This window comes from Herpetosiphon llansteffanensis (genome assembly GCF_003205875.1).
Taxonomy (GTDB): domain Bacteria; phylum Chloroflexota; class Chloroflexia; order Chloroflexales; family Herpetosiphonaceae; genus Herpetosiphon; species Herpetosiphon llansteffanensis.
In genome coordinates this window covers 22,676-42,307 of sequence record NZ_PUBZ01000109.1, presented here as the reverse complement: position 1 = coordinate 42,307, position 19,632 = coordinate 22,676, and the positions used below count along the sequence as shown (strand labels likewise).

Annotated in this window: 12 protein-coding genes; 3 read left to right on the top strand and 9 right to left on the bottom strand. The window is 52.0% G+C overall.

Annotated features, from left to right (window positions below; translation table 11 throughout):
- Nucleotides 1–555: 555 nt before the first annotated feature.
- Both C5S61_RS16945 and C5S61_RS16940 read left to right on the top strand, forming a co-directional pair.
- Complete coding sequence (locus tag C5S61_RS16945; RefSeq protein ID WP_110516731.1) at nucleotides 556–1,671, top strand: glycosyltransferase family 4 protein; 1,116 nt, start codon at nucleotides 556–558, stop codon at nucleotides 1,669–1,671.
- A 21-nt stretch (nucleotides 1,672–1,692) separates the two neighbouring features.
- Nucleotides 1,693–3,564 carry a serine/threonine-protein kinase gene (locus C5S61_RS16940; RefSeq protein ID WP_110516729.1) on the top strand — a complete coding sequence of 624 codons (1,872 nt, stop codon included), beginning with the start codon at nucleotides 1,693–1,695 and terminating at the stop codon, nucleotides 3,562–3,564.
- 302 nt (nucleotides 3,565–3,866) lie between these two features.
- Here C5S61_RS16940 and C5S61_RS16935 read toward each other — a convergent pair whose 3' ends face one another.
- From C5S61_RS16935 to C5S61_RS16910, 6 genes are all read right to left on the bottom strand, one after another.
- The gene (locus tag C5S61_RS16935; protein WP_164689571.1) at nucleotides 3,867–5,687 is read right to left on the bottom strand and encodes an adenylate/guanylate cyclase domain-containing protein; all 1,821 of its coding nucleotides are present in this window, start codon (nucleotides 5,685–5,687) and stop codon (nucleotides 3,867–3,869) included.
- Between the two features lie 12 nt (nucleotides 5,688–5,699).
- Nucleotides 5,700–6,386, bottom strand: coding sequence for a dual OB domain-containing protein (locus C5S61_RS16930; RefSeq protein ID WP_110516724.1), 687 nt, complete (start codon nucleotides 6,384–6,386; stop codon nucleotides 5,700–5,702).
- A 111-nt stretch (nucleotides 6,387–6,497) separates the two neighbouring features.
- Nucleotides 6,498–6,929: a hypothetical protein gene (locus tag C5S61_RS16925; protein ID WP_110516722.1), complete on the bottom strand. Its 432-nt coding sequence runs from the start codon at nucleotides 6,927–6,929 to the stop codon at nucleotides 6,498–6,500.
- 87 nt (nucleotides 6,930–7,016) lie between these two features.
- Entirely contained in the window at nucleotides 7,017–8,450 is a 1,434-nt protein-coding gene (locus tag C5S61_RS16920; protein WP_110516720.1) for a helix-turn-helix domain-containing protein, read from the bottom strand.
- Nucleotides 8,451–8,673: 223 nt separating this feature from the next.
- Nucleotides 8,674–9,258: a single-stranded DNA-binding protein gene (locus tag C5S61_RS16915; RefSeq protein WP_110516718.1), complete on the bottom strand. Its 585-nt coding sequence runs from the start codon at nucleotides 9,256–9,258 to the stop codon at nucleotides 8,674–8,676.
- A gap of 52 nt (nucleotides 9,259–9,310) precedes the next feature.
- A complete protein-coding gene (locus C5S61_RS16910; RefSeq protein ID WP_110516716.1) occupies nucleotides 9,311–9,889 on the bottom strand; it encodes a hypothetical protein in 579 nt (192 codons plus the stop codon).
- Nucleotides 9,890–10,252: 363 nt separating this feature from the next.
- On the opposite strand from C5S61_RS16910, the gene C5S61_RS16905 reads away from it, so the two are divergent.
- Nucleotides 10,253–12,454, top strand: a complete 2,202-nt coding sequence (locus tag C5S61_RS16905; RefSeq protein ID WP_110516714.1) for an ArnT family glycosyltransferase — start codon at nucleotides 10,253–10,255, stop codon at nucleotides 12,452–12,454.
- A gap of 569 nt (nucleotides 12,455–13,023) precedes the next feature.
- Here C5S61_RS16905 and ndk read toward each other — a convergent pair.
- From ndk to C5S61_RS16890, 3 genes are all read right to left on the bottom strand, one after another.
- Nucleotides 13,024–13,473: a nucleoside-diphosphate kinase gene (gene ndk, locus C5S61_RS16900; RefSeq protein WP_054534791.1), complete on the bottom strand. Its 450-nt coding sequence runs from the start codon at nucleotides 13,471–13,473 to the stop codon at nucleotides 13,024–13,026.
- Nucleotides 13,474–13,620: 147 nt separating this feature from the next.
- A complete protein-coding gene (locus tag C5S61_RS16895) occupies nucleotides 13,621–13,968 on the bottom strand; it encodes a roadblock/LC7 domain-containing protein (protein WP_054534792.1) in 348 nt (115 codons plus the stop codon).
- 32 nt (nucleotides 13,969–14,000) lie between these two features.
- Nucleotides 14,001–19,460: a tetratricopeptide repeat protein gene (locus C5S61_RS16890; RefSeq protein ID WP_164689570.1), complete on the bottom strand. Its 5,460-nt coding sequence runs from the start codon at nucleotides 19,458–19,460 to the stop codon at nucleotides 14,001–14,003.
- Nucleotides 19,461–19,632: the final 172 nt, after the last annotated feature.

Genomic DNA, 19,632 nt, shown 5'->3' with positions numbered 1-19,632 from the left:
CTTCCCAATCGGCTAAACTAGCATGGAACGGCATAGAATTCCTCGTAGACATGGGTGCTGACACGTCCAGTATACGCGAATTCTCTGCCGTTTGTCGTTTCCTCCCCGAACTACCTACCCTTGAAAGGAGGGGGGTGGGGGGTGAGGGGATCAGGTTGCCAATCCAATGTACCAGTACATGTAGCCAATAGCCTGTAGCCAATAGCCCTTCGCGCCCTTCGCGGTTTCTAAACTTCGTGCTCTTCGTGGATCCCATCCTTCGTGGATCGGAGTTTTAACGCAGAGGCGCAGAGAAGCTATGGCTATGGGCTAGCGGAAGTATAATCCAAACAATCTGTGGAATCTGTGGCTAAAAATTTAACCTTCGTGCCCTTCATGGATCAATTTCAACCCAGATCGAAGCCAATAGCCTATAGCCTCATTTCCTTCGTATTCTTCGTGGATCAAGCGATTAACGCTGTGCAAGCATTAATCGCTTTTGATCTATTTAACAGAACAGGCACAGATGCGATATGCTACAATGCCTAAGCTAGTTTTGGCGAGAAATAGGGCTGTATGCAGATTGCAATTGATGCTAGTCGTTTGGCGGTTGGGCAGCGCACTGGCACCGAATCATATACCACCGAGTTGGTGCGGGCGTTGGCGCAAACCGACAGCACTAACGATTATTGTTTATATTTCAATCAACTCCCCGCGGCGTTGCCAGCACTGGGCCGCAATTGGCGCATTAAGCCAATTCCCACGCCACGCTTGTGGACGCACCTGCGGCTTGGCCCGACATGGCAAATCGATCGCCCTGATGTGGCGTTTGTGCCAGCCCATGTGTTGCCAAGCCTGCCACCACGCCGCAGCGTCGTAACAATTCACGATTTGGGCTACGAACATCATCCAGAATCACACCCAGCCCGCCAGCGGCTATATTTGCGCTACTCAACCTTGTGGAGCGCCCGCATGGCCAGCCAGATTATCGCGATCTCCGAGGCCACCAAACGCGATTTATTGCACTACACAGGAATTCCCGCAGCAAAAATTAGTGTGGTCTACCACGGCGTGCACGAGCGTTTTTACCAGCATCCAGCTGAGCAAAGCAAGGCCATTGCTGCCAAATATGGCTTGCATGGCGAATATCTGTTATTTATCAGCACCATTCAGCCACGCAAAAATCTAGTGCGCTTGATCGAAGCCTATGCTCAAGCCCGCCAACGCTGCCCCGATTTGCCGATCTTGGCGCTGGGCGGCAAAACCGGCTGGCTAACCGAGCAAATCACCCAACAAGCCCAACAGTTAGGAATCAGTGAGCATGTGGCCTTTTTAGGCTATGTGGATGATCACGATTTACCAACGCTGCTCAGTGGTGCGACAATCTATCTGTTGCCATCGTTGTACGAGGGCTTTGGCATGACGGTGTTGGAAGCAATGGCTAGCGGCGTGCCGGTCATCACCAGTAATGTCAGCAGTTTGCCCGAAGTTGCTGGCGATGCAGCATTATTGGTCGAGCCAACCCAAACTGAAGCGATTGCGGCAGCGATTGTGGCGCTATGGCAAAATTCAGCCCAACGCCACGATTTGCGTGAGCGTGGCCTAGCGTGGGCGAAACAATGGACATGGCAACGCTGCGCTGAACAAACATTGGCAGTTCTCACAACGGTTGGCAACAATGGCTCATTCTAAACATCGGTGGCAGGAGGAAGCATGCGCATCGAAGATTTAATTGGCAAGCAACTTGGGCGCTATAAAATTACGCGCATTCTTGGGCGCGGCGGCATGGCCGCAGTATTTGAGGCCGACGATACCATTTTACGTCGCCCGATTGCGCTCAAAGTGTTGTATGCCCAATATGTTGCCGATGCCAACTTGGTTGAGCGTTTTCGGCGCGAAGCGATTTTGGCGGCCCGTTTGGAGCATACCAACATTGTGCCAATTTATGATGTTGGCGAATCCGATGGCGTAGTTTATATCGCCATGAAGTTGCTCAGCGGGCGCTCGCTCCAAGATACATTATTAATCGATAGCGCTATGTCGCCTGAACAAGTGGGCGAGATTGTGCGCCAAGTTGCCAGCGCCTTGGATTACGCTCACGGTCGCGGGGTGGTGCATCGTGATATTAAGCCGGGCAATGTGATGCTCGATGATAACAATCAAGTTATTTTGACCGACTTTGGGATTGCCAAATCGCTTGATACGCCGGGGCTTACCTCAACTGGCGTGATGATTGGCACGCCCGATTATATGGCTCCAGAGCAAATCGATAGCAAAATTGGCCCAGTTGATGCCCGCGCCGATATTTACTCGCTGGCGGTCATGGCCTATCGCATGCTCACTGGCGTGCGACCTTTCGATGGCTCGACGACCGATATTTTGCTGGCCCATCTTTCACAGGCTCCCCAAGCGGCTTCGTTGCGCAACCCGCATGTGCCGCCATCGATCGATGCAGTTTTGAGTGCGGCGCTGGCCAAAAATCCCGCCGAGCGCACCAAATCAGCTGGCTTATTTGCCCGCTCTTTGAATGAAGCAATTGGTGCGCCAACTGGCGTTGCCACCACGCCGCCACCTGGAGCCAAGCAGGCTGTCGTTATTCCAAGCGTTGCTGCCGATCAAATTGTGGCCAAAGCCCAAGGTTCAGTGCAAACGCCAGTCATTACGCGGCGCAAACGTCCATCAACATGGCCAATTCTGTTGCTCATTGGCGCGATCATCACTGGCGTGCTGATGTTTGTTACCGATACCGTTTTGGATAATCGCCAAGAGGCGCGCCAAACCTTGGCCACCGAAGCCGCCGAACGCGAGCAATATCGAACCCAAGTTGCGCAAATGGGCGTAACCCAAACTGCCATGGCTGGGCAGATGAATCAAACTGCTACGCCGACACTTGTGATCAGCAGCACCGCCACCATTGAGGCTAACGCACCCAGCCCAACCACAACCAGCCCAACCACAGTCAGCGCAGCGCCAAGCCAAGTTGCTCAAGTCACAAACCGCCCAGTTGTAACCCAAGCGCTGCCAGTAGCACCAACTCCAACCAGCGCCCCAACCAATAATCCGCCAACCGCAACGCCTGCGCCAACGACGATTAGCGCATGTCTTGGGCCATTACAAGGTGGATTTGGCAATCTCTGGCGCAATAACCCAAGCGTTGCCGAAGCCTTGGGCTGCCCAACCAATGGCGAAGCAGCCAGCACGGCCTCAATTCAATATTTTGATGGCGGCATGATGTATTGGGTCGGCACGAGCGACCAAATTTATGTGTACTATAACGCGACCGCCAGCGGCTCGTGGCAAGGCTTTGCCAATCCCAACGATCCTTCCTATGACGAGCCACGCGAAACCGCACCAGCAGGCAAATTGGAGCCAATTCGTGGTTTTGGTACGCTTTGGCATACGCTGAGCGGCATTCGCGAGACGCTTGGTTGGGCCAATAGCCCCGAATACCCAATTACTGGGGTGGTGCAATATTTCCCCAATGGGCTCATGCTCCACTCGCCAGCCCTCGAAGGTCGCCCCGCCCGCATTTGGGTCATGACCAACGACGGCACATGGAGCCGCTACACCGATCCGAATAGTTAACAGAGCATAGAGCACAGAGCATAGAACATAGGATACGTGGCTATAGGCTGTTGGCTATTGGCTTTGGGACGATAATCAAAAACAATCTGTGCAATCTGTGGCTAAATTGAAGGATGAGGGATGAAGGATGAGGGTTCAGGGGTCAGGCTGGAGGCGTTGGGCTAGCAAGAACCCAATCCTACAAATCTGTGCAATCTGTGGCTTAAAACTCATCCTTCGTGCCCTTCGCGTTCTTCGCGGTTTCCGTCCTTCGTGCTTTCCGTCCTTCGTGCTCTTCGTGTCCTTCGTGGATCAAAACGGTATCATCGATTGGGTGTAAGCCGATAGAGCGTAAAAATGTGCGAGATACCTTTAAGATTATGGGTAAAGTGCTCGCTCAACACATCGTTTTGGCTGAGCATGGCGCGCACACCAGCAGATTCCATCACATCGGCAGTTAAAATTACATCATCGCCAACGCTTAGCCCTTGGGCACGTGCCGCAGCATTCACAGTTGTACCAAAATAATCGAGCACTTCGTTGGCATTAACCGCGATGCATGTGCCTGTATGCAAGCCAATCTTAATCACAATTGGCGGACGATCAGGCCGCGCTTGGTTGGCTTGTTGCATATTCTGGTGAATCGCCAAGGCTGCGGCAACCCCATCGGCGGGATTCGCAAACACCGCCATTACTGCATCGCCAATCGTTTTGACAATCGAGCCATTATGCTGCTCGATTGCCTGAAACAGCACGCTAAAATGGTCGCGCACCATCGCATAGGCCAGCGAATCGCCATGTTCTTCATACATTGGGGTTGAGTTTTTAATATCGCTAAATAAAATTGTCAGATTTTTAATCCCCAAGCCCAAGCCAGGAGCCAACACTTCCGATGAGAACAATGAACGAAACTCAGCCAAGGTCGAAACCAAGGAGGCGCTAACTCGGCCAAAGCCCCAAGCATCATGCTCGATAATCAGCAATTGCTCGTGCTCAGTCGTGTTATGCAGGTTCAAAATAACGGCTTCTGTTGCTAAATGTAGCTCAGTTTGGTCGGGGCCGTTGTTAGTTAGGGCGATAGTGGCACTGGTTGCGCCAGCAGGCTGAGCCTGAATTGTGCAGCGTTGTTCAATCCCCAACATGCGCATGCGATAGCCGCCAGCGCTAAGCTGAACCGTGACCTCGCGTTGTTGGTTGGGCTTGAGCCGTGCTTGAGCCACAATATGCTCATTCAAGGCCGGCGAGCCAAGTGCACAGAAGGTTGTGCCGCTGGCGCTGCGCACTTTGGGGCTAACCGAGAAGCGCAATTCAACATACTCATCGAAATTCACATCGTAGTTAATATTGCAGACTTCGCAATGAGCGCTCGCGGTCAGATCGCGCAAGTGCGGCGTGGGTTCGCGCGCAACTCGACAATTAGGACACAAAACATCCCAATTCATATCGAGCAAGCCCGTCCAGGTGGCATATAAAAAGACCCGCAGCACACTCAAGCGTTCAGCGCCCCAGGCATCAGCCAAGACAAAAGGCCGCATGGTTGCTACATCTTCATCGCGTTGGGTCTGAATTAATTGAAACAAACGATCGATTAATTGCTGATCGCAGGGCAAATCGCGCATGCGGTTGCGCAATTCTTGCAGCACGGTGCGATTGACTCGAACTTTGCGGGCTGGAGGAAAATAATTGCTGGCGTTGGGCTTTTTGGCGACTGAACGAAAAAAAGCCGCTTGACCAACAATCATCTGGTTAGCAATAAACCAACCAATTGGATAGCCCAACAAATTTTTTGGAAAAACTTGGACAAACGTTTCGACTTCAGTACTAATTGAGGTATGCGGTGTGAGAATCGTGCCGCCAATAAAGCGATCGAGTGGTGGGAAATGCTCAAAAACCCGTTCGACCCAAAGTTGCTGCTGATAGACCCATTCAAACGGATGCTCGACCCATTGGACTGGCAGGCCATATTGGTGGGCTTTGCCGACCATCTCGCGCACACCATCGCTGCGGGTGCGTTCGCTATAGGTGATGGGGGGCAAGCCAACAGCGTGATTAATGTGGCTGGTTTGGGCGGCAATTTCCCAAACATCAGCCAATGGCAATGGCACGATAGTCGATTGACCTAGGCGAAACGGCTTGAGCGCCATCATGCCCCTCCCTTAGAGCCGATTTGAGTCGATCCTCGCCGCATACGCTGGCACGGTGTGCACGCCACGCACCAATAAACTATTGCCATGAATCCCAATCACCAGATAAATTGGCCCAAAGCGTGCCTGCAAATCATCGGGATCGAACGCGAGTTCATCAACATCTTCCGATTGCATCCACTGCTGACCAAAGGCCCGCCAAGCCACATCGGTTACTGGCGTTTCATCGACGCTTTCCAAGCCAGCCAAATCAAACAGGATATAGCTTTTGAAGCGTTTTTCTTCGCGCTCAAACATCGCATGCACTTCGTGAGCTTGAATCAAGCACAACGAGCGTTCGCGACGTTCGAAGACAGCGGCTGGATCTTGGTCAAGATGTTCAGGCAAAAATTTGGCGTAGCGCTCAGGCGTAATATGCCGCAGCAAGCTTTTGCTACTTGCAGCAGTAATCGCCCATTGCTCAACGAATGGCGGTTGCGGATGTGGCTCAAGGCCTTCCCAACGCACCACATCACCAGGCTTAATCAACGAACCATCAGCAAACGTAATATCACTGAGTTGCAGCGGGCCATCAGCACGCACAATATCGAGCCACACCCGACCAGTGACGGGATGGGCTTCGGTGCTCATACCTGCGAGGGCTACGCCTTTTTTCACCCGTGATACTGCCAAAACCAGCAAATCTATTGGTTGCGCCATAACGTTTAAACCATTGTCCAATGAGTGAATCTTGCACCATTATGGTGAAATCTTGAGCCATTGTCAATTTGGCTTGGGCGCAGGCCAGCACAATCAAAAGGCATCAGACACCTACTTTTCTAACAGTTGGCGAAACTCGCGTGAACGTTCCCATGCTTGGGGATCACTTTTCGATAGCAAGGTACAAATAACCCGTTTTTGATCGCGATTGAGCGAATCGGCTCCGGTAGCAACTGCGCGCAACGATAAATCGGCATCAGCACCCGGCCCGCTCAAATAATCTTCGAGAAATGAATTGGGCTGTTGGGGCATGTAGTATTGCAGTTTAAACGTTTGGAGTGCCTGAAAAATGTCGGTAATCACATGGGTAAATTGAATCGCAAAGACGGCGGCACCACGCGGCGCAGCAATTTCACGATATTTGCCAACCACAAGCGGCGGTGAGGTTTCGCTAAACATAAATTCATCATAGGCTTCAACCATCACGCCAGATTCGCTGAATAAGAGCGTTGCCCGTACCACTGTTTTACGCCAGAGCCGCATACAATCCTCCGAACAATCGTGTGTCGAGTACAACAATGTTGGACGCTATCGCCACGATAGCGTCTGCTCCTTCGATTGTCCTCTATTCTACGCTTTTTTTAGATCAGGCTTTTGGCTCTGATAGATCCGATGCAGGGCCAAGCCCAACTGGAGCGCCAGCCGATCTGGGGCGCGGTCGAGATGATGCGATGCAATATTTTCGATTCGACCAAGCCGATAGAGTAGGGTATTGCGGTGAATATGCAAAGCTGCCGCCGCCTGACTATGGTTGCCAAGATAGGCAAAAAACATTTGTAGGGTATACAACAAATCGCCATCTTGTTTGGCATCGTGAGCAGCTAATGGGCCAATCGTCCGATCATAAAACATTCTAGCACGAGCAGAGTCTGCCACGCTCAGTAGTAGCCGATAAACGCCCAATTCGGCTCCACCAGCAAGCACCCCAGAGCCTAAAAGCTCGCGGCCAAGCCGTAATGCGCCAATCGCTTCGGCCCAAGCTCCCGACCATGCGCCATTTTCCGAGGCGATACCAAAGCCGCCATCAAGCACCCAACTGGCTTCGTGCAAGGCCGTATGCACCTCGCGCAAGCGCTGTTCGGGGTTGTCGAGGCTATCGATCGGCATGGCCAAGACAATCACGCCATCGTGATCGGCAATAAAGGCTGGGTAGCGCAAACGGTCGCAAGCCCGCCGTACCGATGCCATTACGCGCTCGATTTGGGCTACATCTTGGGGGCGTAACGCAGCCAAGGCATAGGCCGAATCGAGCAAAATGCCCTGTTCAGCAGCGCGGCGTTGGCCAGGCAGATCCAAGGGAATGCCAGCGAGCAAGGCTTCAAGCACGCTGCCACGCAACCGATCCTCGGTGGCTTCAATGGCCCGTTCTTTATCGAGCAATAATGATAAGGCAGCAGAGCCTTGTTCCAGCGCGCCAGCATCCCAAGGATGACTACCGATACTGCCAAGAAAGCCAACCCGATGCCCATCAAGCAGCACAGGCACGGTGGTTGGCATGCCAGCATCCGCCGGAAAAACCACGCTATGGCCAGTCCAAAGCTCAAGCATGCGCAAAAGCGGGGTTCGACCCTCGTTCAGGCCATTCATAGTTAAGGCACTATACAATTGAGCGGCGCGACGCTCGTATTGCGCTTCGGGGTCGGAGAGCAAACGTTCACTTTCGCGCTGTACCATACGCAAATCGGCGTTATGCGGCAATTCAAATAAGGTGATGTTGGCAATCTCTGCCGCTGCCACAGCTCGCTCATCGACCATGCCGGTGAGTCCGACAGCCAAAACTGAAGTCCCATGCAAACGCTCAATCAAGCGTGCTAACGAAAGTCGCAACGAATCTAAGACAGTTGTACTAACCAGCACAACTTCGGAGCCAGCAAGATCGGGCAGGGCTGGTTGGGTTGGTCGAGCCAGCACAACCGCACGGACTGCAAGAGTGTTGGCCTCGCCAGCCCGCAGGCTAGTTGTTGGCGGTAAGGCCAGCCGCCAAATTTCATAGAGGGTTGCCACAATCGATACCTAAACTTGGCGACGATTCGATTAAAAATCGTCTCACTAGCAATTTGCACAATCTTATGCTGAATTATGGCATAGTGTAGCAACTCATGCAAGCGCTAGCATGGCTGTCAATTGTTAAATATGTGAATAGCTTTGTGCAGATTGTATAGAGCTTAAACAAACACCACCATTCACAACGAATGGTGGTGTTTATCGTTATACCCTACGAGCCAATTTAGAATGGCAAATCGTCTTCGTCGGTGACAACTGGTTTGCGTGAAGCTGGCCGCGTTTGGGTTGCAGCTGGAGCAGCACTGCGCGCTGGGGCTTTGGCAGGGCTGCTTGCGCCATTACCATTGCCATTGCCGTTGGTGCGTGCTGGTTGCGCCGGACGAGCTGCTTGGCGGGCAACAGGAGCTGGCTCGGGTGCTGCACTAGCCCATTCTTCTTCTGGGTCTTCGGAATTATAAGCAACACCTTCGCGGCGGCCATCGAGAATAATCATATCGTTGGCAACGATTTCGGTTTTGTAGCGCGTCTGGCCGCTTTGTTCTTCAACCCATGAGCGGGTTTGCGAACGGCCTTCAACATACACCCGCGTGCCTTTATTCAAATATTGATTACAAATTTCGGCTAGCTTGTTCCAAGCCACAATTGAAAACCATTCGGTATCTTCGCGTTGTTCGCCCTCGGCTGTTTTCCATGTGCGGTTTGAGGCAACTCGAAAGGTTGTGACAGCGGTACCTTGGGGGGTAAAACGCATTTCAGGGTCTGCGCCCAAGCGTCCGGTCAATTGAACTTTGTTTAAATCCTTGGCCATTGTGGTAGATCCTCCGTTTTAACGTAAAAACTCGTCATATTTATATCGATGCTCAAGCAGCTGCGCTGTGAGCAGGAATATCTTTGCGGCGTTGTTCTTGGCGCTCGCGTTGCAGATTTTTGCGGTAGCTTTCGAGTTGGGCTTGATGCTGCTGCAAAAAGTCGCGAATTTCGAGGCAAATGCCGAGCCAATCGTCGGCAGGAAAGCGCATTGCCAGTTGGGTTGTTGGCTTGCCATCGGGCGCAATCCCGCCGGTGGCGGTTTGTTTGCCAGGCCCGATTGTAATCGATAAGCGAATTGGAAAGCGCGCAAACTTGTGATCGGCTCCAGGATCGCATTCGACCTTGAACAAACGACTTTCGATGCCATCATCGCGAACTGAGCCACCAAATACCTCAAGCTTCCAACCTGGCTCAAATGCCTTGCCAGTTAAGGTATGGTGCACCAACAATTTGCAACGCAAAATCGGCAAGTAGGCATTCGCCCGATCAAGATGCACGCGCCGCGTACGATCGTAGCTCACAACTTCCCACTCAAGCCGTTCAATGCCCATAGCATCGTAAACATTGCAAAAATTTTTGTTGGTGGTGTATTCGACTAAGGCATATTTTAGCTGTTGTCTTGCTTGCATACTCGGTTCCCCATTCGTAATATATCGTTCATCAGCGCTGTAGTACATTTGTTCTAAACAGAATAGCATAGCCTACGCAGATGTCAAGCGCTTGCATGGTAAGGTTTGCTGACCCCCAAAAGCACTAGGCTACCCTATGACATGCTGTAGAAACGTGTTAACCGCGAAGAACACGAAGAACGCTAATAGATTATTTGGTCGATGCCTGAATTACGCTTATTTGCTATCGAAGAAAAATCTACACTTTGTGCTCTTCGTGCTCTTCGTGGTTAAATAATTTGCATATTTTGGCCATCTCGTCTACGCTTGCAGCCTTGAAATGCAATTTAGCCATAGACGATCTTCGATGGTCTATCTCACACGATGAAACGATATACTCTGCATACGCTTATCATTTTGCTGGCAGCTCTTGGTTTGCGCCTCGCAACGTGGTGGCTGCTGCCTTATAAAGATTGGATTAGCGACGAAGGCGAATACTGGGGCGCGGCGATTTGGCTGGCCCAAGGTCGCGAATTCCAGTTTTTTGATGGCTGGATCTGGACGCGACCACCACTCTACGTTAGTTTTTTGGCGGCACATATCAAGCTATTTGGCAATAGTGCGCTCTGGGCACCACGGCTCAGCCAAGCGTTGCTCAGTGTTTTAAGCGTTTGGCTGACGATGCGCATCGCCAAACGCCTAGCTCCAGCAGAACAACAAGCACGAGTGAGTTTGATTGCAGGCTGGATGATGGCGCTCGGCTATTCGTTCGCTGCATTTAGCTATTTTATGCTTTCAGAAACCCTGTTTTTGAGTATTTTCTTGGCGGCTAATTTGTTGCTGCTGCGTTGGGCCAGCACCCGCCATTGGCGTGATTTGCTGTTGGCCGGGGTTGGCTTTGGCTTGGCTGCACTAACCCGAGCTATCATTTTAACTTGGCTGCCGCTGCCAGCCCTCTGGATTGCTTGGCAAATTTGGCAGAACCAACGCCCACGCTGGCAGGCAATGATCAAACCAGTGCTTGGCTTTACGCTCAGCGTTTGCATGATTGTCTTGCCATGGACGGCCTTCGCAACCAACCGTTGGAGCAATGGCGATGGCTTAATTTTGGTCGATACAACAGGTGGCTATAATTTTGCCCTCGGTGCGCAAATTGCCACGCCTGAAGGCCGCAATGGCACGCGCCTGGCCGAAATCTTATGTGGCGGCAATGGTTTAGTTTGCCAAGGCTCGCAGGCAGCCCGCCAAAATCAGGCCTATGCCCAAGGCTTTACATGGCTGGGCGAGTATCCACAACGCTTTATCAGCAAAACAACGCTCGAATTATTGGATATTTTGCAGGTGCGTTTTGATAGCGCCGAGCACCTGACCGATGGCTATGTTGATGGCCGCGTGCCCCTGCCGCATCTGCTTGGGTTGTTGCTCGACGATACGCTGTATGTTGTGATTGTTGGCTTGGCGGTGCTTGGTTTGTGGCGCAAACAATCTGGTGCAGGCAAGGGATTGGTGCTTGGTTGGCTGGGCTATAACATTATTGTTGGTTCGCTGATTTTTGCGATTGCTCGTTTTCGCCAACCACTACTGCCGTTTATCATGATTTATGCTGTTTGTGGCGTGGTGCAATGGCGCGAAACTTGGGCCAGCATTCGCCAACAGCGCTATGCTTGGGCCAGCGCAGGTTTGATCTGGCTCATCGTATTGCCATCATATCTCTATTTGCCCGAAGCGGTGGGCGTGCGCAGCGTGTGGCAAGATGTGCGCTTGGGCTTTGCTGGAGTGCAGCAAGCCAACCAATGCCAAGAAATTCGAGGTTTGCTGCAAGCTGGAGATTTAGCAGCAGCGCGAAGATTGCACGACCACATCGATGCTGAAGGTCGCAGCGAAAACACCAGCATCAGCGCCTATACCGGACGACGCTGTTTGGCGTTGATCAACGGTCAATTGCTCGAAGCCGAGGGCAAACCAGCAGAAGCACTGGCTTTCTACCAACAGGCAAATCCCAAAAACAACCCGATTCAATCGGCGCGCATTTTGATGCTCGAAGGCAATTTGCTGCAACGCCAAGGCCAAATTTCGCAAGCGCTGGCCCGTTTCAACTTCCGCGATGTCGAAATTATCAACGATTTGGATTGGGCTTGGGACTATTTGACCGTCGTGCCGACCACGACGATCGATCTTGGCAGCGGCTTGGATTATGGCTATGTGCGCGGGTTTTATCAAAGCGAGCATAATTCGCCAGATTTTCGTTGGAGCAGCCAAGCATCAGCGTTGCGCTTCCCGCAAGCAGCAACTGGCCAAACCCAAACCTTGCGTCTGCACCTGAATGGCTTCACCAACGATTGGCAACCAACCCGCATCAGCGTGAGCGTGAATGGCAAATTAATCGACAATTACCAACTTATCCCAGCTTGGCAGTGGCTGGAAATTACGCTGCCAGCCCAGCCCCAAGGCAGTGACCTCTTGATCGAATTTGCCAGCAGCACCTTCGTCAGCGGCCCCGAGGATTTAGCAACGCGAGTTAGTTCGCGGGCTTCCGATCCCTTGCGCCTACTTGGTTTTCAGCTTGATCGAGTCGAGATTAAATAGAAGGATGAGGGATAAGGGATGAAGGGGATTGGCTATGGGTTGGCGCGAACCTAATCCTAAAAATCTGTGTCCATCTATGGCTAAATTGAGGGATCAGGGGTCGGGGCTTAGATCCTTTCAAGGGTAGGTTTTGAGCGATTGTAGAGCATTCCCTCACCCCCAGCCCCCTCTCCCACTGAACGCGGGCGAGGGGGAGTCAACGCTGGTTTCCCAGCGATCTGGGTGAAAAAGCCCCCTCGCCCGCGCACGGGAGAGGGGTTGGGGGTGAGAGGATCTTAAAACCTACCCTTGGAAGCCGACCCTCTCTCCCACTGAACGCGGGCGAGGGGGAGTCAACGCTGGTTTCCCAGCGATCTGGGTGAAAAAGCCCCTCGCCCGCGCACGGGAGAGGGGTTGGGGTGAGGGGATCTTAAAACCTACCCCATAGCCAATCTGTGGCTAAATTGAGGGATGAGGCATGCTGTTGGCCAATGATTGGTTTAAACCTACCCAAACACCAAGCGAGGCCTGATTAACATAAAAAAGCCTTGGAATGCCGAAACATCCCAAGGCCAGTCGAGCAAATCAGATTACTCGGTAATCCATTGATCGACTGAGCGCTCTGAGCGAATCAATTCTTCGCTGTTGAAGAACAGCGCCACTTCGTTTTCGCCATTTTCAGGTGAATCTGAGGCGTGGATCAAGTTGCGCCCGATGTTTACGCCAAAATCGCCGCGGATGGTGCCAGGAGCAGCCTTAACGGGATTGGTCGCGCCAACGGTTGAGCGCACAATTTCGATCACATCTTTGCCTTCAACAGCCACAATGAGCACTGGGCCTGAGGTAATGTACGAAACCAAGCCAGCGAAGAAAGGCTTGCCTTCGTGAACGCCGTAGTGCTTGTGAGCCAAATCGCCGCTGATTTGCGACAACTTGATGCCGATGAATTTCAAGCCACGAGCTTCCAAGCGGGTCAAAATTGGGCCAATCAAGCCACGTTGAACTGCATCAGGCTTTAAGATGATCAATGACTTTTCCACAGAGAAATGCCTCCATTATGCTTTGTTAATCAAAAAAATAGGGATCGTTAATTCAATCGTGGGCATTGTAGCATACTTGCCAGCTCGGCATAAAAAAGCGAGCCACCAGTTACGGTGACTCGCTGAGCAATAATTAAGCAATTCGGCCTAGATTGGCACAGCCTTGCTAATGTTTTTGGCAGCGCGGCGCATTTCAATCTTGACTAAGCCAAGATTGACCATGCGCTGAGTTACAACTGCCAAGATCACGTCGCGCGCTTCGAGCAACAGAATTGAACCATCTTTTGCATCAATAATTGCATCAACCAGCGTGCCAATGCCAATGCGCTTGGTTGCTTTATCAATTTCGCCGAACACTGCTGCCGACATCGCGCCCAATACTTCAGCATCTTCATCTTCGATCAAGGTGCTGGCGATAACCAAGCCATCGCGGCCTACCAATAGGCTGCCGATAACCCCTTCAACCCGAATTAAGTCCTCAACGATATGACGCATACGGTTTAGCCTTTCTTCAGTCGCTTGGTGCATTAACGACGTGGTTTATTTAGCACCCAGCCATACTCATCCATCGCTTCACGCCAGCGTCCTTGCTTAGAATAGGCATCACCTAAGGCACGGTGCAGCCGTTGGAGCAAGCCTGGGTCATCGTGCGACTCAATCAGATCTTGCAAATCATCAACTACTTGATCCATCAGTTGATTTTGTTTAATCAGCCGTTTGTATTCGGTCAATGCTTGGTCGACCGATGCGGTTTGGCTGATCATGCGCGCCAAGGCCATTCGCAAGCCATGGTTGCTGGGATCAGCTTCGAGTTGTTGATAGTATTCGCTAAAGTCGGGACCATCGCCACTCGCGCCGCTGGTTACAGCTGGGCTGGCGCTAGGCTGTGGTGTTTGGGCAACCACTGGCTGGGCTTCGACCGCTGGCGTTTCCGTCACTGGTTTTGGCTCAGGCCGTGGCGAAACATTGTATAAGCGATCGCGTGGCCGTTGATCTTCTTCGCGTGGTCGCGGCGAAACCGGATACAACGGTGCGCGTTTGGTCTCTGGTTCTGGCTCAGCTTTTGGTGCAGGCGTTTCAGCAATAATTGGCTGAGTTGGCACAATAACTGGCGCAATGACCGCTGGCGCAGCCTCAACGATTGGCTCGACCGGGGCTTCAATCGAAGCAATTTCATCATCGCTCAAGCCCAGATCTTCCCACGAGAATGGGGTCATCTCTGGCTCAGCCGATGCTTCAGCAACGATTGGCTCTGGTTCTGGCTCGGCGCTTGGCAAGGCAAAATCGATGCCCATCAATTCTTCTTCGCTAAGCTTCAAGCTGCGATCATCGTCGCCTTGTTGCAACGAAGCAATTTCTTCTTCGTTCAAGCCAAGGTCGGCCAACGAGAATGGCGTGAGATCTGGCTCTAGCTCATTCGTCGTTTCAGTTGCTGGTGCTTCGGTGCCTTCCAATGCGGCAATTTCTTCAGCGGTTAGCCCCAATTGGTCGAAGTTAAACGGCGACATATCTGGCTCGTCGGCTTCGATTTCAGTTGTAGGCTCGCTCGGAGTGCCTTCCAAGCTTGCGATTTCGTCGTCGCTCAAGCCCAAATCGCTCAACGAGAACGGTGTCATTTCTGGCTCTGCTTCGTTCGGCGTGTTGCTTGGGGTTTCAAACTCAAAGTTATCAAACCCAAAGCGCGATGGCTCTTCGGCAGCTGGTTGGCTGCTTTCACCATTCAACATGGCGATTTCGTCGTCGCTCAAGCCCAAATCACTCAACGAGAACGGAGTCATCTCTGGCTCGGCTTCGTTCGTTGCCGGCGCATCCAATTCGAAATTATCGAATGAGAATGGCGCTGGTTCTGCGGTGGTTTCGCTGCTTTCGCCGTTGAGCAGCGCAATTTCTTCCGCGCTCAAGCCTAAATCCGTCAACGAGAACGGAGTCATTGCTGGCTCAGCTTCATTGGTCGTTGGCGTATCCAGTTCGAAATTATCGAATGAGAATGGCGCTGGTTCTTCAGCTGGCGTTTCTGCCGTGTCGCCATTGAGCATGGCAATTTCTTCGGCGCTCAAGCCTAAATCCGTCAACGAGAACGGAGTCATTTCTGGCTCTGCTTCATTGGTCGTTGGCGTATCCAGTTCGAAGTTATCGAATGAGAATGGTGCTGGCTCTTCAGCTGGCGTTTCTGCCGTGTCGCCGTTGAGCAGCGCAATTTCTTCGGCGCTCAAGCCTAAATCCGTCAACGAGAACGGAGTCATTTCTGGCTCGGCTTCGTTGGTCGTTGGCGTATCCAATTCGAAATTATCGAATGAGAATGGGGCTGGCTCTGCGGCGGGCGTTTCTGCCGTGTCGCCGTTGAGCAGCGCAATTTCTTCGGCGCTCAAGCCCAAATCCGTCAACGAGAACGGAGTCATTGCTGGCTCTGCTTCGTTCGTCGTTGGCGTATCCAGTTCGAAGTTGTCGAATGAGAATGGTGCTGGCTCTGCGGCGGGCGTTTCTGCCGTGTCGCCGTTGAGCAGCGCAATTTCTTCGGCGCTCAAGCCCAAATCCGTCAACGAGAACGGAGTCATTGCTGGCTCTGCTTCGTTCGTCGTTGGCGTATCCAGTTCGAAATTATCGAATGAGAATGGCGCTGGTTCTTCAGCAGTGGTTTCTGCTGTGTCGCCGTTGAGCAGCGCAATTTCTTCCGCGCTCAAACCCAAATCAGTCAACGAGAACGGAGTCATTTCTGGCTCGGCTTCGTTGGTCGTTGGCGTATCCAATTCGAAATTATCGAATGAGAATGGGGCTGGCTCTTCAGCAGTGGTTTCTGCCGTGTCGCCATTGAGCATTGCAATTTCTTCGGCGCTCAAACCCAAATCCGTCAACGAGAAGGGAGTCATTTCTGGCTCGGCTTCGTTCGTTGTTGGCGTATCCAGTTCGAAATTGTCGAATGAGAATGGTGCTGGCTCTTCAGCAGTGGTTTCTACCGTATCGCCATTCAACATGGCAATTTCTTCAGCACTCAAGCCCAAATCCGTCAACGAGAACGGAGTCATTGCTGGCTCGGCTTCGTTCGTTGCCGGCGCATCCAATTCGAAATTATCGAACGAGAATGGCGCTGGTTCTTCTGCGGTGGTTTCGCTGCTTTCGCCATTGAGTTCCGCAATTTCTTCAGCGCTCAAGCCAAGGTCAGTCAACGAGAACGGAGTCATTGCTGGCTCCAAATCAGTTGATTGTTGATTGTAGCTCACAGGCTGATCGAAATCGCCAGCAATGAAGTTGGCAAGTGGTTCTTCGGTTTCGTAGGCATCGGCCTCATCACCAGAGAACTCCTCGTCCATATTGATAACCTCATCGCCATCGCGAATTTGGATGCCATTATCGTGCAAAGCCAAAGCGATGCGGTCGATTTCCTCGGTTTGCGATTCTGGATCATCAAATTGATTGATGATGTCGGTCAAATCGACATAGCCTTGGTGTTGGCCAATGCCCAACAAGTTATCAAAAATTGGGTCATCACTTTGATTTTGGCCAGCTTGTTCGATTGCGGCAATTTCTTCAGCAGACAAGCCAATATCATTTAAGGAGAACGGTTGTGAGCTATCGCTTAGCTCGCGCACTGGCTCCTCGTAGGCTTGTGGCTCTTGATCGAAGCCCAAATCATCGAGTGAGAACGGCTGCAAACCACCATCGAAATTGAATTCATCATCGGCGGCTGGTGCTTGATTCATGGCTTCGAATTGAGCGATTTCATCAGCATCGAGGCCCAAATCGGTCAACGAGAAGGGAGTCATATTTGGCTCTTCTTCGACCTTGGGTGTGGGTTCAGCTGCTGGGGTTGCCTTGAACTCGCCTGAGTAGAGCGCTTGCTCATCAGCATCAAGCCCCAAATCGTCGAGCGAGAAGGGGGTAATATTTGGCTCATCAAAGCTAAATGCTTGCTCATCGCTAGCGGCGGGAGCATCGAAGCCAAATTCATTCAACGAGAACGGCGTTAAGCCTGATTCATCGTTGGTAGGATCGGTTGGCAAGGCGCTATCGTCGCTGGCTTGCAACAGCGCAATCTCATCGTCGCTCAGCCCAAGCTCGGCCAATGAGAATGGTTTGATTTCCAATTCTTCATCGGCTTGGGTTTGCGGTTGGTCGAGGTTACCCATTGCGTTGTAATCGGCAATTTCGGCTGCATCTAAGCCCAAATCAGTTAATGAGAATGGCGTGATTGCAGGCTCGGTATCTGCCGTGTGCAAATCATGCTCATCATAATTGCGCAAATCGACGTTATCATTGGAGAAGAAGTTCATCGCTTCTTCGTCAGAATCGCTTGGATCGTAGACTGGCTCAACCAATGGTGGCAAGGTTTGGGTTTGCTTCTTGATCACCATGCGATTGAAGATCCCAGCATCATCTTCTTCGTCTTGGTTGAACTCTGGCTCAGGTTGTGCGCCAAAGATCGAGCGTGAGCGCGAGCGTGGTTGTTGCCAGCTAAAGCCGGTTGATTCTTCCTCGCTATCGGGATATCGCGGTAAATCGCGGCTAAATGGCATGCTTGGCTCTGATGGCGTGTCGATTTCGTCGAAGCTCAGTTCATCGAGTGAGAACGGCTTTAAGGTATTCGGCAATACAACATCATCATCTTGGGCCTTGGTGTTGGTTTCAGGTTGCACATCATCAAAATTTTCCAACGAGAATGGCTGCAATTGTTCTGGCAATTTGCCAGTATCCGAGCCAATGCCTGGAATATCATCGATGTCGCTTTCGTCCCAATCGCCAAAACTGAATGGCGTAAGATCGCTTGGCAACTCAAAATCATCAGGATCAACAGTATTTGCCACCACGGGTTCTGGTTCAGGCATTACTGGTGTAAGCACTGGTTCGGCGGCAGGAGTTGAGGATTTGTTGCTGAATGGGTCAGATTCATCGACCTCATCAAGCGAGAAGGGCTGAATATCCAAGCCCAAGTCGTCGAGATTGAAATCGACATCGTAGGCTGGTTCGGCGCTGGTGGTTTGGGCGGGTGGGCTAGCAGGCGCGGCCCCAAAATCGCCAAACAACAAACTGCGCAAGAAATCGTCATCGCCGTGGGCAGCCACCCCAACCGCGACCGGTTCGGCTTCGACTTCGGCCAGCCATGAGGCGGCAGGTGCTTTGCTTGCTTGTTCAGCGGCGATGCGCTCGCGTTCAGCGCGTTCAGCTTGTTCGACTGCTTCGCGGGCAAGCCGTTCTTTATCGGCCTTTTTGGCCTTCCAAGCAGCTTCATCAAAGGCTTCAATTTTGGTATCGGGGGCTTCGACTGGGGGGAGCATTCCATCGAACAAGGCATAGGCCACGCCTTGGCTAGGGTCGAGTTGCTGGGCATGTTGCCACAACGTACGCCCCTTGGGATCGCCAGCAGACAACAAGTGATAGCCCAAAATCAGATTGGCCTTGAGCATATCGGGATAGTCGCGCAGAATATCGCTGGCAACTTCGGCGGCCTCGGCCTCTTGGCCATTGCGCCAAAGTGCTTCGGCGAGGGCAACCGCAATATCGACCCGTTTGGGATCGTCGGCGAGCACATCGTTAAATTCTTGAATCGCCTTATCGAAGCGTCGTCCGCGCACATACATGCGACCAAGGCCTGCTTTTTTCAGCAAAATGCGGGCGTTTTCGCTACCCCATGCTTCGGTATACAAACGCAAGACTTGCGAACGCAACTCAGGCAAATCGGGCTTAATTTCAAAAGCTTGTTCAAATTCGCGGATAGCCGCTGCGAGATTGCCTTGGCGCTCGTAGGTTACCCCCAAGCCAACGTGGACAGGGATATTTTCGGGGTCGGAACGTAAGACCCGTTCAAAGGCTTCGACGGCTTTGGCTAAATCTTGGCGGTTGAGATACGATTCGCCGAGGATACGGTACGCTTCAAGATAATAGGGAAACGATTCAAGCAGATGCTCACTCGCACCTATGGCACGCTCCTCCTTCCCTGTTTCGAGAGCAGACCGTGCTTCATCGTAGAGTGCTTGGATCGTGGTGAGAGCCATGCCGCTCCTCCCTGCGCTGTGCATCCAGCGCATCTGATAATCCGTGTCGATCACTGAATGACGATCGTGGATTTGGGCGAATTGCTAAAGAATAATGGCGTAAAATGCGAAAGTATTATAGCGTACCCACCGATGCTATGCAAGCAGAAACAGCATTACAGTGCGCTAATTC

Coding starts and splice junctions, on each gene's coding strand:
- C5S61_RS16935 (WP_164689571.1), bottom strand. CDS start 5,687: ATGGCGCTCAAGCCGTTTCGCCTAGGTCAATCGACTATCGTGCCATTG.
- C5S61_RS16945 (WP_110516731.1), top strand. CDS start 556: ATGCAGATTGCAATTGATGCTAGTCGTTTGGCGGTTGGGCAGCGCACT.
- C5S61_RS16910 (WP_110516716.1), bottom strand. CDS start 9,889: ATGCAAGCAAGACAACAGCTAAAATATGCCTTAGTCGAATACACCACC.
- C5S61_RS16925 (WP_110516722.1), bottom strand. CDS start 6,929: ATGCGGCTCTGGCGTAAAACAGTGGTACGGGCAACGCTCTTATTCAGC.
- C5S61_RS16905 (WP_110516714.1), top strand. CDS start 10,253: ATGAAACGATATACTCTGCATACGCTTATCATTTTGCTGGCAGCTCTT.
- C5S61_RS16890 (WP_164689570.1), bottom strand. CDS start 19,460: ATGGCTCTCACCACGATCCAAGCACTCTACGATGAAGCACGGTCTGCT.
- C5S61_RS16915 (WP_110516718.1), bottom strand. CDS start 9,258: ATGGCCAAGGATTTAAACAAAGTTCAATTGACCGGACGCTTGGGCGCA.
- C5S61_RS16895 (WP_054534792.1), bottom strand. CDS start 13,968: ATGCGTCATATCGTTGAGGACTTAATTCGGGTTGAAGGGGTTATCGGC.
- C5S61_RS16940 (WP_110516729.1), top strand. CDS start 1,693: ATGCGCATCGAAGATTTAATTGGCAAGCAACTTGGGCGCTATAAAATT.
- C5S61_RS16930 (WP_110516724.1), bottom strand. CDS start 6,386: ATGGCGCAACCAATAGATTTGCTGGTTTTGGCAGTATCACGGGTGAAA.